Source organism: Paenibacillus yanchengensis (assembly GCF_042684845.1).
GTDB classification, from domain to species: domain Bacteria; phylum Bacillota; class Bacilli; order Paenibacillales; family Paenibacillaceae; genus Pristimantibacillus; species Pristimantibacillus yanchengensis.
In genome coordinates this window covers 46,864-60,464 of record NZ_JBHUMH010000007.1, presented here as the reverse complement: position 1 = coordinate 60,464, position 13,601 = coordinate 46,864, and the positions used below count along the sequence as shown (strand labels likewise).

Sequence of the window (13,601 nt, the reverse complement as noted above, 5' to 3'; positions counted from 1 at the left end):
TATACGACTTATACGACTTTTTGTATACAAATAATTAAAGACTCTAATTGTGTCCAACAGCTAGAATGGCTTCATCACCATCAAAACGATAATGATTAGAAAAATAATATTAATTATGTGCTCGTAGAAAAACAATCGCTGCGACAAAGGAAAATATTGCTGAGGTATTTGTTCTCCGTTATGTTCATGCAATAGTTGTTTGATCGGGCGTGATCGAGGGGACAAAACAAACGGTCCAAAGGCAAGTGCCACCAAAAAAAGAAGTAAACTAGTCACATACCAGCCGGCAGAGAACAAGTAACGGTTTATAAATCCCATCGCAAGCCCGGTAATTAATAGCAATGTTCCACCTATCATCACAAAAATATGTAGTCGATGTCGAAGATAATAAGCATGCTTTAATTCCGTCATCGTAGTTGCTTTCATCGCAATATACGTCATAACAAATCCCGGTCCCATCCCAAGAATGGCAGACAACACATGCACTAATACTAGTATCCCGTACAATGTCACTTATTCCATCTCCATTTCTCCAACGATACAATTATCACTCTCTCTCATTACCTTCTATTGTAATAACGGAATAGAGTAAAAAGCAATGATACACTTTGTGGACAACATCTTATTGACAAGAAACAATACTTCTAACGACATTTATGAATTTACAGCTAAATAATTTAAATTATTAATTATGTTTTTAGCAATATTATTGTTTATTATCCAAATGATATTTTCACTCTTTTTAAATTTCGGCATAGTGTGTAATGTCCGGCAATACTACCTGACCAAAAAATCAAGTAACTGTTTGAAAGGAGATTGAAGAATGTCTCAACCTAATATCCCAGATATTAACCCCAATATTACTTTGGATAGAGAAGACGCGATTAATTTAATACTCTCTTCTATTGCGATGGAGGAATTAGGATTAAGTCACATTTTAAATGCTGAAGGAGAAAAACTACAATATGTTCTGGGTACACTTCCGGGTCTAACAGGACCAGCTGCAACCATTCAAGATTTGTTAGCTGTAAATCAAAGTGTTAAAGGTACAATTGATAGTGCTACTAGAAACCAAATGTTTCTACAATCAAAAATGGAGGCTGCATTGAATGCTTCTACGATGACAGGACCGGCTGGTCCAACTGGACCGACAGGACCTGCAGGCGGAGGCACGATCCCTCCGGGAACACCACTTGTCACAATAGATGGCACATCGGGTTCTGCTGTACTTGGAATGGGCGAGAAAATTATATTCGAATCTAACACTTTAGATATAAATGTTTCACAAGGATCAGCTATCATTTCAATCGAGAACCCAACCCCTTCAGGTAGCGGGGCTACAGGAGCTACGGGAGCTACAGGGGCTACGGGAGTTGGATTAGACGGCATATCGACATGGGATCCAGGAAACGCAGGCTCTCTTGCGCCGGGGCAAGTTATCTCCCATGACGGTAATATTTATGTCGTTGTGAATGCTCCGCCTAGCGGAACACCAGGAACTTCGCCAGATTATCAGCAAGTACTGAGTGGAATTACAGGACCGACTGGAGCTGCTGGTGCGACTGGAGCTACTGGAAGTACTGGAGCTGCTGGTGCTACTGGAGCGACTGGAAGTACTGGAAGTACTGGAGCTGCTGGCGCTACTGGAGCGACTGGAAGTACTGGAACTGCTGGCGCTACTGGAGCAACTGGAAGTACTGGAACTGCTGGCGCTACTGGAGCAACTGGAAGTACTGGAACTGCTGGCGCTACTGGAGCGACTGGTATTGGACTTGATGGCATTAATACGTGGGATCCGGGGACGGCAGGCGACCTAGCCGATGGGCAAGTCGTTTCCTATAATGGCAAGCTATATGTTGTTGTCAATTCGCCTCCTAGCGGAATGCCTGGAACTTCATCGGATTATGAAGAAGTATTAAGTGGCGTGACGGGGCCGACTGGAGCTACTGGCGTTGGTCTAGATGGCATATCGACGTGGGACCCCGGTACGGCAGGTGACCTATCCAAAGGGCAAGTTATTTCTTACAATGGTAAAGTTTATATCGTTGTCAATTCTCCACCTAGCGGTACACCGGGTAGTTCGCCAGATTATGATGAATTATTAGGTGGAGTGACGGGACCGGCAGGAGCAACTGGTGCTACTGGAAGTACTGGTGCAATGGGTGCTACTGGTGTCGGCTTAGATGATATTGTTACGTGGGATCCCAGTACAGCAGGTAGCTTATCCAAAGGGACAGTCGTTTCCTACAACGGTAAAGTTTATATCGTTGTCAACGCACCGCCTAGCGGAACGCCGGGAACATCACCGGACTATGATGAACTATTAGGTGGAGTGACAGGACCAGCAGGACCAACTGGAGCGACAGGTATTGGTTTAGACGGCATTAATACGTGGGATCCGGGCACAGCTGGTGAGCTAACCGATGGGCAAGTTATTTCCTATAATGGAAAACTATATGTGGTGATTAATTCACCGCCTAGCGGAACGCCTGGGACTTCACCTGATTATGAAGAAGTACTGAGTGGCGTGACGGGACCGACTGGAGCTACTGGTATTGGGCTTGATGGCATTAACACGTGGGATCCGGGCTCAGCTGGTGACCTAACCGATGGGCAAGTTATTTCCTACAATGGAAAACTGTATATGGTCGTTAATTCACCGCCTAGCGGAACGCCTGGGACTTCACCTGATTATGAAGAAGTACTGAGTGGCGTGACGGGACCGACTGGAGCTACTGGTATTGGGCTTGATGGCATTAACACGTGGGATCCAGGCACAGCTGGTGACCTAACCGATGGGCAAGTTATTTCCTACAATGGAAAACTGTATGTGGTCGTCAATTCTCCTCCTAGCGGAACACCTGGGACTTCGCCAGATTACAATGAAGTACTCAGCGGGGTGACGGGACCGACTGGAGCAACAGGAAGTACTGGAAATGCTGGCGCTACTGGAGCTACTGGAGCTACTGGTATTGGGCTTGATGGCATTAACACGTGGGATCCGGGCACAGCAGGTAACCTAGTTGAGGGGCAAGTCGTTTCCTATAATGGAAAACTATATGTGGTCGTCAATTCTCCGCCTAACGGAACTCCTGGTACTTCACCAGATTACAATGAAGTACTCAGTGGAGTAACGGGACCTACTGGACCAGTAGGACCTACAGGTCCAGCTGGATCAGGTGGTCCAGGTAGTTTAACCGTATATCCAGCTAACATTTCTCAACCAAATGATAGTTTCGAAGTTATAATTAAAAATATTTCGTTGAGATATTATCACGGAACAGCTTCCCCTGCCGTAAATCAACTTAGAGTGGAGATAAAAAGTATTGGTCCAACTGTCCGAATGGATTATAAAAGATTAACAAACTATGACGAAGTTGGCTTTCAAGGAGAGGTTCAAAATGATATATTAATTGACAGTACTGGACAAATATCCAAGAATAATGGTACCTCTTTCGTGAACTGGAATCCAGATGGAACAATCTATACGAACAGTTCTGAAATCAATACAACATTAATACGTCAGCAAGATCCAGATACGGAATTATGGAGTCTGCACCGTCTTACTTTATTCGCTTCAAATTCTGGTGCTCGAATAACTTTCTGGGTAGAGTTAATTGAAGAGAATGTTTCCTATTAAAAGTGAATGAAATAAAATCATTATAACTAGATTATAACTAAGTATTATATTTTCCCCCATACGAAGAGCAACAAATTTTTAGGATGAGTGGTTACACTCTCCAAAGTTTGTTGCTCGTTTTTTTTCTATTGAACAATTCGAGCTACAACTTACAGTAAATTTTGATATAATGAAACGTATCTATTTTATATTGTATAATGCTACCTCAGGAGAAGGATATGACGAAAACGATTTCTACTAAAGATATGATTGTAATTGGCTTAATGCTTTTTGCTTTATTTTTTGGCGCTGGTAATCTTGTGTTTCCCGTTATGCTAGGTCAATTAGCCGGCACAGCGGTTAGCGAAGCAGCAATAGGATTTTTACTGACTGGTGTTGGCTTACCATTATTGGGTGTGATCGCTTTTAGCATATCAGGACAGCCTGATCTTCTCTCTCTAACTAATCGTGTGCATCCCATATTTGGACTTATTTTTACTACGACACTTTATTTGACGATCGGTCCTTTATTTGCCATGCCTCGAACAGGTAGTGTATCTTACGAAATTGCTATAAAACCATTTCTTACAGAACAGGACAATGCTATTCCCTTGTTTTTATTTACTATTTCATTTTTTGCATTAAGTTGTTTTCTATCGCTGAACCCTTCTAAAATGATTGATATCGTTGGTAAATGGTTAACCCCTTTACTTATAACATTCATGGCAATACTTGCATTAACCACTTTGCTCTATCCGCTTGGTCAGCCTATGGCTCCACAAGTAAAATATGAGTCTTATCCGTTTTTTCAAGGATTTCAAGAAGGATATTTAACGATGGATGCACTCGCTGCACTCGTCTTTGGCATTATTGTCATCAACGCTATCAAAGATAAAGGCGCTCATTCGCCAAAACTGTTACTACAAACCGGGATAAAATCTTCCATATTAGCAGCAGCCATTCTTGCTGTTATTTATTTTGTTCTAGCCTATATCGGAGCTTCCAGCGTTGAGAAATTAAATTATTTGGCAAATGGCGGAGAAGTATTGGCGCAAATATCGCAGCACTACTACGGCACATATGGCGGTATTATTTTAGGCATTATCGTATTACTCGCTTGCTTGACAACAGCTATCGGTCTTACAACGGCATGTAGCAGCTACTTACAAAGTTTGATACCACATATTTCTTACAAAACTTATGCTGTATTGCTATCGCTTGTTAGTGCCTTGCTTGCTAATGCCGGTTTGAATGATTTAATACAAATTTCTGAGCCTGTACTGAAAATACTTTATCCGTTAGCTATCGTACTTATGCTGTTAACCTTCTTCCATCCTTTATTTAAAGGTAAACGACAAGTGTACTGGTTTAGTTTAACATTTACTTTCCTTGTCAGTATTGTGGAAGGGTTGTCCAGCTCCAAACTGAAGATCGTATCTCTCACCAATTTGTATAGTGACTATTTACCTTTATTTGATATTGGTCTTGGCTGGATTATACCTGCATTGATTGGAGCTATTTTGGGATTTATCTGGCCTGTCTCCAAAAGAAGAAATGAAGCGATATAAAGATTATTTTATGTTTATAAAAAGCAAAAAGACAGATACGCAAACCAAGTAACGTATCTGTCTCTTAAATCTCATTGCCACTACTTTAGCTTTCTAGCCAGTTCTTTCATTTGCACCGTTACCTTACTCTTCTTTAAGCAAATTGAGCAACTAATATGTCAAACTCCATCATACTAGGAACCGATTCTTTTCCAATTAGCTGGCTTGTCTGGCTCTGCAACGAAACGATTTTCCAATCGTCCAAGTTTTTCAATTTCGATAACAACTTCATCGCCTGGCTGTAAAAAGACACGCTCCGCTTCTGGCAAACCAAGCACTACCCCTTCAGGTGTACCTGTCAAAATAACATCCCCCGGCGTTAACGTCATATGTTGTGAAATATAACTTACAATCTCCGCACAATTAAAAATCATGTCCGATGTATTTGAGTCTTGTCTTACGTCTCCATTTACTATCGTACGAACGTTCAGTTGATTCGGATCACCGACTTCATCCGCCGATACAAGGTATGGACCTAACGGACTGAAACCATCACATGTTTTGCCAAGTAGCCATTGTGGTGTTCGCATTTGTAAATCTCTAGCTGACAAATCATTGACAATCGTATAACCATACACATAATCTAGCGCATCAGCATAAGCTACATATTTCGCTTCTTTACCAATAACGATCGCTAGTTCCACTTCATAGTCCAATTGACTAGTGACACTAGGAATCGCTATATCGTGCTTATGACCAGTCAATGTATTGTTGAATTTGTTAAATAGAATCGGATATTCAGGATAAGCAGCATTCGTTTCATCCGCATGTTTACGATAGTTTAAGCCAACGCAAATCAATTTGTTCGGACGAGTAACGCTTGGTCCCCATACTATGTCTGCTTCTTGAAGCCATAACTCGGGATTGGATTGCGCCTGTAATGCCAATGCTTCTAATTGTCCAATCGCACTAGCTCCTCCAGCTATTAATTGCATATCATGTTGGGCAACCGTCGAATTATAATGCTGCGCTGCAGCTGCTACGTCTAATATGAGATCATCAACTAGCAAACCAAGTGCTGGCACATCTGCTTTCATAAATGTAATTGTTTTCATCAACGTCTCTCCTCGTGTTAAGCATTTTTTCCAAATACAACGCCGCCATCAATATACAGTGGCGCTCCCATCATAAATGACGATTCATCGGATGCTAAAAACAACGCTGCCTTCGCCACATCTTCAGGATGACTAAGTTCATTACTTAACTATCTTTGCTTCATCATATATTGTACGACATACTTGCTAGGTAAGAAAACACCATTCACATTAATGTCACCCCTTAGCACTTTCGGGATTTAAAACAATAAAGCACCATTAATTGGTTAGACATTCCATACGTCAACTAATATTATACATTTATAACAATTGCGAGAGGAAAGATAATATGAGAGAGATGAACATGCTCCGGTATAGTTGGAAAGCCATCCTTACTACTGCCCTACTTTTTGTATTATTAGGGTGGAATGGTTCACATATCGTGGAAGCGAAGAGTAAAAAGATTACTGCAGCGATCAATGATAAGATGATTACATTTACCACACCACCTTATCAAACAGAAGGTACGACAATGGTACCTTTTCGTTCTATATTTGAAGCGCTACAAATGAAAGTAGGATGGAATAAAGAAAAACAGCAAATAACAGGAACATCCGATAAATTAAATATTACGTTGACGTTAAATTCTAAAAATGCCTATGTCAATGAAAAAAAAGTAGTCTTAGTACAAGCTCCCGTCATAACAAAAGGAGCAACGATGGTCCCCTTACGTTTTGTTGCGGAAACAAGTGGCAGCCTAGTCTACTGGGATGGAAAAAAACAACATATCGATATTGTTTTCCAAGAAAATCTAAAGATTTTTAAAGCAGCTTATCACAATGATACTTCCACATTAAAATATTGGCTTGAACATGGCTATGCAGTTGAAGATACGAATAACGGGTTAACTCCTTTATTGTATGCTACGATGGGAAATTCGGGAGATGCTGTTACTTTATTAGTGAGGAAAGATGCCAATCCCGATGTAAAATCATCAACCAATTGGACACCTTTATTATGGGCAGCCTATCATCAAAATGATGTGATGGTAGCCAGATTACTAGAATATGGCGCGACAAAAAACTTCGTTACAGATGCAAGCACTGCTGACTTAAAACTAGCTCAAACTCGCTTATCTAACTACTTAAAGAACGGCAGCACTAAACTAGCTAAGAAAAAGAAAGTTAATGACAGCTATTTAAATATACCGCTTGGTAGTAATAAAACCACTGTAAAGTCAAAAATGAAAAGTAAAATACTGATCGAAAAATCAAATGCATTAGTATACAATAAAAAATTTATTAATGGTCAAATGGGGTATGTCTATTACCACTTTAGTAACGGAAAACTAACCAAAGTCGCTTATTCAGCAAACTTTGATTATAGGGATGCAACCAGCGCTCTGAATGAATTTATTGCTCAATTAAAAAGATTAAATAAAACTTATGGAATAAAATTTACCTACAGTGAGATTTACAGCTCTGACTCAGCTAAATCAGTCTATGAAGATATGTACGACGATGGTTACGAACGATACGAAACAGCCATACAGTTAAAGGATTTACAATTGTTTAGTCATACTAATACAGGTGACTACAATATTTCTATCTTGCTAGATTTCAACGATGACGATTTAGTGTATAATTTATTCTTCACTTATGAATAAGCGATATACGAGGGATTGGTTCCGTATCTGCTAAATTCAATCAGCCCACTACGTGCTATTTTACTGCAAGTGAAGTACACACAATATAAGCTAAGTTAGATCCGATGGGGTTGTCTAATCAGTCCTAAACGAAAAGAAGCTGGATGGAAAAAATGTATTTTTAATTCCATCCAGTGTAATCGTGTGAATATGCTGAAGCCTCTCTTTCACCCTTGCTTCAAGTTCCCACCAGATCAAGCGGCGATTGTATGGCATAATGTTCCCTAGTGGTCATTAGATTGCACGTTGCACATAAAAACCATCCTATTGTAAAAGTTTGCTATATTTATTTATTGCTAGCTTGATATAATCTTCAAAAAACCAAATTTATACGTTTTATCGTACAAAATCAACCTTTCTAGCTCCATCGCATGACCATTTATACGTTTTATCATACAAAACCTACGTTACTAGCCCCTTCACATGACCATTTATACGTTTTATCATACAAAACCTACGTTACTAGCCCCTTCACATGACCGTTTATACGTTTTATCATACAAAACCTATGTTACTAGCCCCTTCACATGACCATTTATACGTTTTATCATACAAAATCTACATTACTAGCTAACTTTCTATATTAGGGCTATTTGATATAATACACTCCACGTTCAAATACTCCGCCATATTGGCATTCCTACTCTACTCTACTCTACATAACATCCATCTACTTACGTTTACTTTTCCAACGCCATAATATAATCACAAGTAACAGCAGTATTACCATTATCGTGGCAACTGTCCATGTTATAGTCTCCCCGGTAGAGGAAACTTCTAGCTGAAACTCTTCGTTTGGTAACGAAAATAAGGGAATTTCCTTCTCGTCTAAATATTGCAACTCGCTACTTGAAACATCAGCTAATTTTTGGGAATGAGAACATACTGAGTTTTCCCAGTAACCACCCTGATCATTTAAAAAATAAAGATAACTTTCTCCTACTTGACTTGGACCAATCTTAACAGAGCCCCACTTAATATCTTCTCTAACTTGTATTTGTCTCTCCGTTAACGATTTGAAACTTCGCTCAATATCAATCGTCACACTATTGTAGGTTTTTTTGCGATCTACTTTTTTGACTGTACCAACGATAATCGCTTCATATCGATCATATGCTTCTTCAATCTTGGTGAATTCAGCACAACTTAAAGCGGATACTTGAGGAGCATAAAATAATGTCCCTATCAGAACAATACATAGTAATAATACGCTAACCATATTTTTTTTCATCAATGCGCCTCCCCCTTTTCATTTCAGACGTGCGGCTACTACTATTTGTTGCTTTATTAACATACTCCTTTTCAAAAAACGGATTCCTTCCTTTAATAATGACCCTCTACTGTCTACTATCGTATCAATCAGTTACTGTAAATCCCGTTGTTGTTATAATTGAGTTATAATGAAGTCATCATAATAATGAAATACATACGTAATATTTCAACCACATAAAAAAGGCGGAGTGTACGTGAGCATAACGATATTATATTTAGAAGATGAGCTAACGATAGTAGAAGTAACGAGTGAATATATGAAAATGAAGGACTATACCGTAGTGCATGTAGCGGATGGGCTTACGGCAATCGAGCAGCTACAAGCGAACGTGTTTGATTTGGCAATTCTTGATATTATGGTTCCAGAAAAGTCTGGTTTAGAGGTTTTAGCGCATATACATGAACACTATCCCTCCCTTCCGGTCATTATGCTATCCGCTTTGGAGGATGAATTAACCCAGATTAATGCCTTCAATTTATTTGCCGATGATTACATTACGAAACCATTTTCCCCGATTTTATTATTAAAACGTATCGAAGCAGTGCTTAGAAGACATAAGCCACAACCACAGATAGAACAAAAAGGGTTAGAACTGCGTGCCGATGCTTACGAAGTATGGTACAACGGTGTGTCGTTGCAGTTTACGGTTACTGAATTTCTATTATTTCAAACACTTTACAACTATCCACAGCAAGTTTTTACGAGAGAGCAACTGTTAACGATTGTTTTTGCCGATGATTATTACCCGAACGACCGAATTATTGATGCGCATATAAAAAATATTCGCAAAAAACTACCAACGCCCATCATTAAAACCGTCATCGGTCTCGGTTACCAGATCAATCTCTCTTCCCTATAATTCACACGAAATTCATATCGGTTTCATACGTTATTGTTACATTAAATAGAGAATTTTCAATTCAAAAGGTAGGTGAGTACATGTCAATTAGTAAACGAATATTTTTGTATAGTCTAGGTATCGTTAGTATCGTAGCATTATTCATCCTTCTCTATTTCACTTGGATGCTATCGCCATTATACGCTCGTGAAGTAGAACAGCAACGAATTACCTCCATAAAAAAGCTGCAATCTGCTCAATTAACGGAAATTGATACCCAAATTAATGATGCGTTGCACGCATTTGAAACACCGAATAGTATTATTTCTATGGAACTTCCAAAACAAAATGCTACCATTAATGTCCACACCTTTTATAATAATTTCGAAATAACGATTGTCGATCAAGACTTAAGGCAGTGGTATAAAGATATTGTGGCGCTGATGAAAAATTTAGATAAGCTTAAACAAAAAGAAGTAGATAACGAATTTCAAACAATAGGAAAACGGTTGGAGCATTTAATAGACACCAAAGGTGTGCAGCAAGATTTTCCTAGCGATTTATTTACATTTAAAGAATTGAGCGAACCTATCGATATATCCAAACTGTTTTCAACAGCAGATCAACCTAAATTTTATAGAAATGGCGATAAGCAGTTTATTATGGCAGTAAAAGCTGGCGACAAAACGAACCTCTATACAACCTATATGGGAATCGCCACTACTGATGACAAGTACTACCTCGTTCTTGCAGCAGTCCTTACGCCTAAACTAACCGCTTTAAGTTCCGTTATTACGCAAAGTTTACCAATGTTACTTTCCACCTTAATTATCGTCATTTTGTTAGCGACTATTATTTTTACCAAAGTATTAGTACGCCCAATTCAAATGATCTCGCGCAAAATGAGCTTGATGAAAACCGGAAATTATGAATTTGATGCTATATCTTCGAAAAAACAAGCACAACTAAAACAAAAACTAGATGAATATGACCAACTGGAAGTCGATTTACATGCTTTGTATCGTGAATTGGATCGCCAAAAAAATTATTTGCAGGAGCAGAATAGCCGTCAAAAAACCTTTTTAGCAGCTTCTTCTCATCAATTGAAAACACCTGTCACCGCTTCTTTATTACTGCTAGATGGCATGATTGAAGAAATTGGAAAATATAAAGATACACATAAATATTTACCTGTAGTGAAAGCGAAAATGCTCGATATGCAACTAATTATTAACCAGCTATTATTACTTAATCAACAAACATCGGGAGACATTGAATTACAAACAGTTCGTGTCGCTACAATTATTAACAGCTTACTCGACCGGCATCACATATTAATAGAAGAAAAACAATTGAAAATAGAAATGGATGTAGAGGAATACAAATCGATCGTGACGGATGTCCTTTATTTTGAGAAAGTGCTCGATAATTTGATCATCAATGCGATTCATTACACGCCGAACATGGAACGAATTTTGATTACCTCTTCTGAAAATCAGCTGCAAATTGAAAATACAGGTACGCAGCTAGACGAAGCCTATGCCGAGAAAATCTTCGAACCGTTCGTCAGACCTGCTCAAGCGAGAGCCGGGCATGGTCTCGGGTTATACATTGTGGCACAATATGCCGCACTATTAGCTATGGAGATTCGGATTGTTAATAATAAAGAAAACAACAGCGTTATTGCTACTTTATTACTAAATAAGGAGTAGTCATCATTCACATGAACTTCATCTCGAATTCATACTGGAATGCGATAATAAAGTTAGTTGAGAGGGAGGAGATACGTGATGTTAACAATTAATAATTTAGACGTTACTTTTGGTTCACACCGTGCTTTACACATTAATCAAGAAATTACATTCGAAAAAAATGACCGGATTGGTATTATTGGCTCTAATGGTGCTGGGAAGTCGACGTTGATCAAAACTTTATTAGGTATGGTACCTTTTGAGGGAAAAATAGAAAGTACGATAACACCGCAGCAAATGGCGGTTCACTTGCAAGAAAACAATTATTCTTCTAACGTATCCGTAAAAACGATCATGGAAACAATGCTCGGGCTGAAAGTGTCAGACAGTCAAGAGCTGCAACAGTTAATTACTTATTTTGATTTCGATAGCAGTTTAAAAAAACGTTTCTCCAAATTATCTGGCGGACAAAAACAGCGGCTCACTTTAATTATCGTCCTGATGCAACAAGCGGAGCTTACTTTTTTAGATGAAGTATCATCTGGGCTTGACTTCGAAACGCGACAAACGTTGATGACCAAATTGACGGATTGGTTTGCAGACAAAAGTAAGACGCTTTGCGTCGTATCACACTATTATGATGAGCTGGAGAAACTAACGAATAAACTATTGTTACTGCATCAAGGGGAAGTCGTTTGTTTTGGAACGAAAGAAGCTTTATTTGAAAAATACTGTGGTTATTCCGTTATAACGGTTGAAGATAATGAACAAACACGAAATCATTTTAGTACGCATCGTAAACTTGCAGCTCCTTCGCTCGTACTTGCTATTGCTTGTAATGATGAAGCAGAAGAGTTGGAGATTGTATCACACTGTATAAAATCCAATATTAATTATAAAAGACGTAACAATGATATCGAAATTATGACGCTGAATGCTAAAGCACAGGAGGGGTTTGTCGATGAAAAATAAAAAACTTGCACACTTGCTTAAATACGAATTTAAAAATACGATGGCAAATTTCTTTACTCCTTTCTTTGGTATTGTTTTCCCGATTTTGATGGGTTCTTTTTTAACAAGCACGATTTCCAGTGGTGTCCCAGTAGCCCAACAGGCCCAAGTTGAAACGAGTATTGCGCTAATGGTGGCACTTATTATACCGCTCGCCATTATGCTAATTAGTTTTCCAGCTTTATTTGCTCAAGAAACAGAACAAGGTGTTATAACAAGAATGGAACTATTTGGATTCAAGGAAAAAGAAATCATTATCGCAAAAATTATCGTTCATTACACGATAGTAACTTGTGCCTTAATTCTATTCTCCACAGTGATGATCAGCTTGCATAACATTATAACGCCACACTGGAGTGCACTACTTATTTATCTCGTTTGCTATTATGCTATCGCTACACTATTATTCATTTTTTCATATGCTGTCACGATGCTAGTAAAGAAATTTGGAATTACATTTGCTATCGTGATGACACTCTATTTTGCTATTATGATTTTCTCAGGAATGATGGGTATTCAACCCGACGAACTACCAAGCTGGGGACAAAAAATTGCTTATAGTCTCCCTCTCGCACATATGTCGAGTGATTTTCATACCTATTGGGGCAGTGGTTTTACTGGCTATAATTTCATGCCAATTATTCAGTCGTTCATCTTCATGACAGCTATCGTTGCTATTGTATATCTTATTAGTTGGCAAAAAAGAAGACGTCGTCTACATTAAAAATTTTACAAACGCTTCGTATTTCCAACATTCCTTGTAATATAATCACATATTCCTTAATAAGCGGACATGTCATTGGATCATGTTCGCTTATTAGTT

10 protein-coding genes and 1 pseudogene are annotated in these 13,601 nt (G+C 38.7%); 7 read left to right on the top strand and 4 right to left on the bottom strand.

What is annotated here, in order from left to right:
- Positions 1-60 precede the first annotated feature (60 nt).
- Positions 61-513: a DUF2269 family protein gene (locus tag ACFSTH_RS01565; RefSeq protein ID WP_377775614.1), complete on the bottom strand. Its 453-nt coding sequence runs from the start codon at positions 511-513 to the stop codon at positions 61-63.
- Positions 514-823: 310 nt separating this feature from the next.
- On the opposite strand from ACFSTH_RS01565, the gene ACFSTH_RS01560 reads away from it, so the two are divergent.
- Entirely contained in the window at positions 824-3,640 is a 2,817-nt protein-coding gene (locus tag ACFSTH_RS01560) for a hypothetical protein (RefSeq protein WP_377775612.1), read from the top strand.
- 218 nt (positions 3,641-3,858) lie between these two features.
- Complete coding sequence (gene brnQ / locus ACFSTH_RS01555) at positions 3,859-5,187, top strand: branched-chain amino acid transport system II carrier protein (RefSeq protein ID WP_377775610.1); 1,329 nt, start codon at positions 3,859-3,861, stop codon at positions 5,185-5,187.
- A 173-nt stretch (positions 5,188-5,360) separates the two neighbouring features.
- Here the strand turns inward: brnQ and ACFSTH_RS01550 are convergent, their stop codons facing one another.
- Positions 5,361-6,281 carry a fumarylacetoacetate hydrolase family protein gene (locus ACFSTH_RS01550; RefSeq protein WP_377775608.1) on the bottom strand — a complete coding sequence of 307 codons (921 nt, stop codon included), beginning with the start codon at positions 6,279-6,281 and terminating at the stop codon, positions 5,361-5,363.
- A gap of 17 nt (positions 6,282-6,298) precedes the next feature.
- Positions 6,299-6,430: pseudogene (locus ACFSTH_RS01545) on the bottom strand (SDR family oxidoreductase); the annotation flags it as partial.
- Positions 6,431-6,609: 179 nt separating this feature from the next.
- Between ACFSTH_RS01545 and ACFSTH_RS01540 the strand changes: the two are divergent.
- Positions 6,610-7,926: a stalk domain-containing protein gene (locus ACFSTH_RS01540; RefSeq protein WP_377775606.1), complete on the top strand. Its 1,317-nt coding sequence runs from the start codon at positions 6,610-6,612 to the stop codon at positions 7,924-7,926.
- Positions 7,927-8,635: 709 nt separating this feature from the next.
- Here ACFSTH_RS01540 and ACFSTH_RS01535 read toward each other — a convergent pair.
- The gene (locus tag ACFSTH_RS01535; RefSeq protein WP_377775604.1) at positions 8,636-9,196 is read right to left on the bottom strand and encodes a hypothetical protein; all 561 of its coding nucleotides are present in this window, start codon (positions 9,194-9,196) and stop codon (positions 8,636-8,638) included.
- 235 nt (positions 9,197-9,431) lie between these two features.
- Here ACFSTH_RS01535 and ACFSTH_RS01530 point away from each other — a divergent pair, with 235 nt between their 5' ends.
- The 4 genes from ACFSTH_RS01530 (at position 9,432) to ACFSTH_RS01515 (ending at position 13,502) form a co-directional block, all read left to right on the top strand.
- Positions 9,432-10,097 (top strand): response regulator transcription factor, encoded by a 666-nt coding sequence (locus ACFSTH_RS01530; RefSeq protein ID WP_377775602.1) that lies wholly within the window; start codon positions 9,432-9,434, stop codon positions 10,095-10,097.
- Positions 10,098-10,177: 80 nt separating this feature from the next.
- Positions 10,178-11,788, top strand: coding sequence for a sensor histidine kinase (locus tag ACFSTH_RS01525; protein ID WP_377775600.1), 1,611 nt, complete (start codon positions 10,178-10,180; stop codon positions 11,786-11,788).
- A gap of 78 nt (positions 11,789-11,866) precedes the next feature.
- Complete coding sequence (locus ACFSTH_RS01520; RefSeq protein ID WP_377775598.1) at positions 11,867-12,739, top strand: ATP-binding cassette domain-containing protein; 873 nt, start codon at positions 11,867-11,869, stop codon at positions 12,737-12,739.
- On the top strand, positions 12,729-13,502 hold the full coding sequence (locus tag ACFSTH_RS01515) for an ABC transporter permease (RefSeq protein ID WP_377775596.1): 774 nt from the start codon (positions 12,729-12,731) through the stop codon (positions 13,500-13,502). The genes ACFSTH_RS01520 and ACFSTH_RS01515 overlap by 11 nt, the downstream gene beginning before the upstream one ends.
- Positions 13,503-13,601 lie beyond the last annotated feature (99 nt).

Bases quoted from the DNA above. Each gene is read 5' to 3' on its own strand.
- ACFSTH_RS01520 (WP_377775598.1), top strand. From the start codon at position 11,867: ATGTTAACAATTAATAATTTAGACGTTACTTTTGGTTCACACCGTGCT.
- brnQ (WP_377775610.1), top strand. From the start codon at position 3,859: ATGACGAAAACGATTTCTACTAAAGATATGATTGTAATTGGCTTAATG.
- ACFSTH_RS01550 (WP_377775608.1), bottom strand. From the start codon at position 6,281: ATGAAAACAATTACATTTATGAAAGCAGATGTGCCAGCACTTGGTTTG.
- ACFSTH_RS01560 (WP_377775612.1), top strand. From the start codon at position 824: ATGTCTCAACCTAATATCCCAGATATTAACCCCAATATTACTTTGGAT.
- ACFSTH_RS01525 (WP_377775600.1), top strand. From the start codon at position 10,178: ATGTCAATTAGTAAACGAATATTTTTGTATAGTCTAGGTATCGTTAGT.
- ACFSTH_RS01540 (WP_377775606.1), top strand. From the start codon at position 6,610: ATGAGAGAGATGAACATGCTCCGGTATAGTTGGAAAGCCATCCTTACT.
- ACFSTH_RS01515 (WP_377775596.1), top strand. From the start codon at position 12,729: ATGAAAAATAAAAAACTTGCACACTTGCTTAAATACGAATTTAAAAAT.
- ACFSTH_RS01535 (WP_377775604.1), bottom strand. From the start codon at position 9,196: ATGAAAAAAAATATGGTTAGCGTATTATTACTATGTATTGTTCTGATA.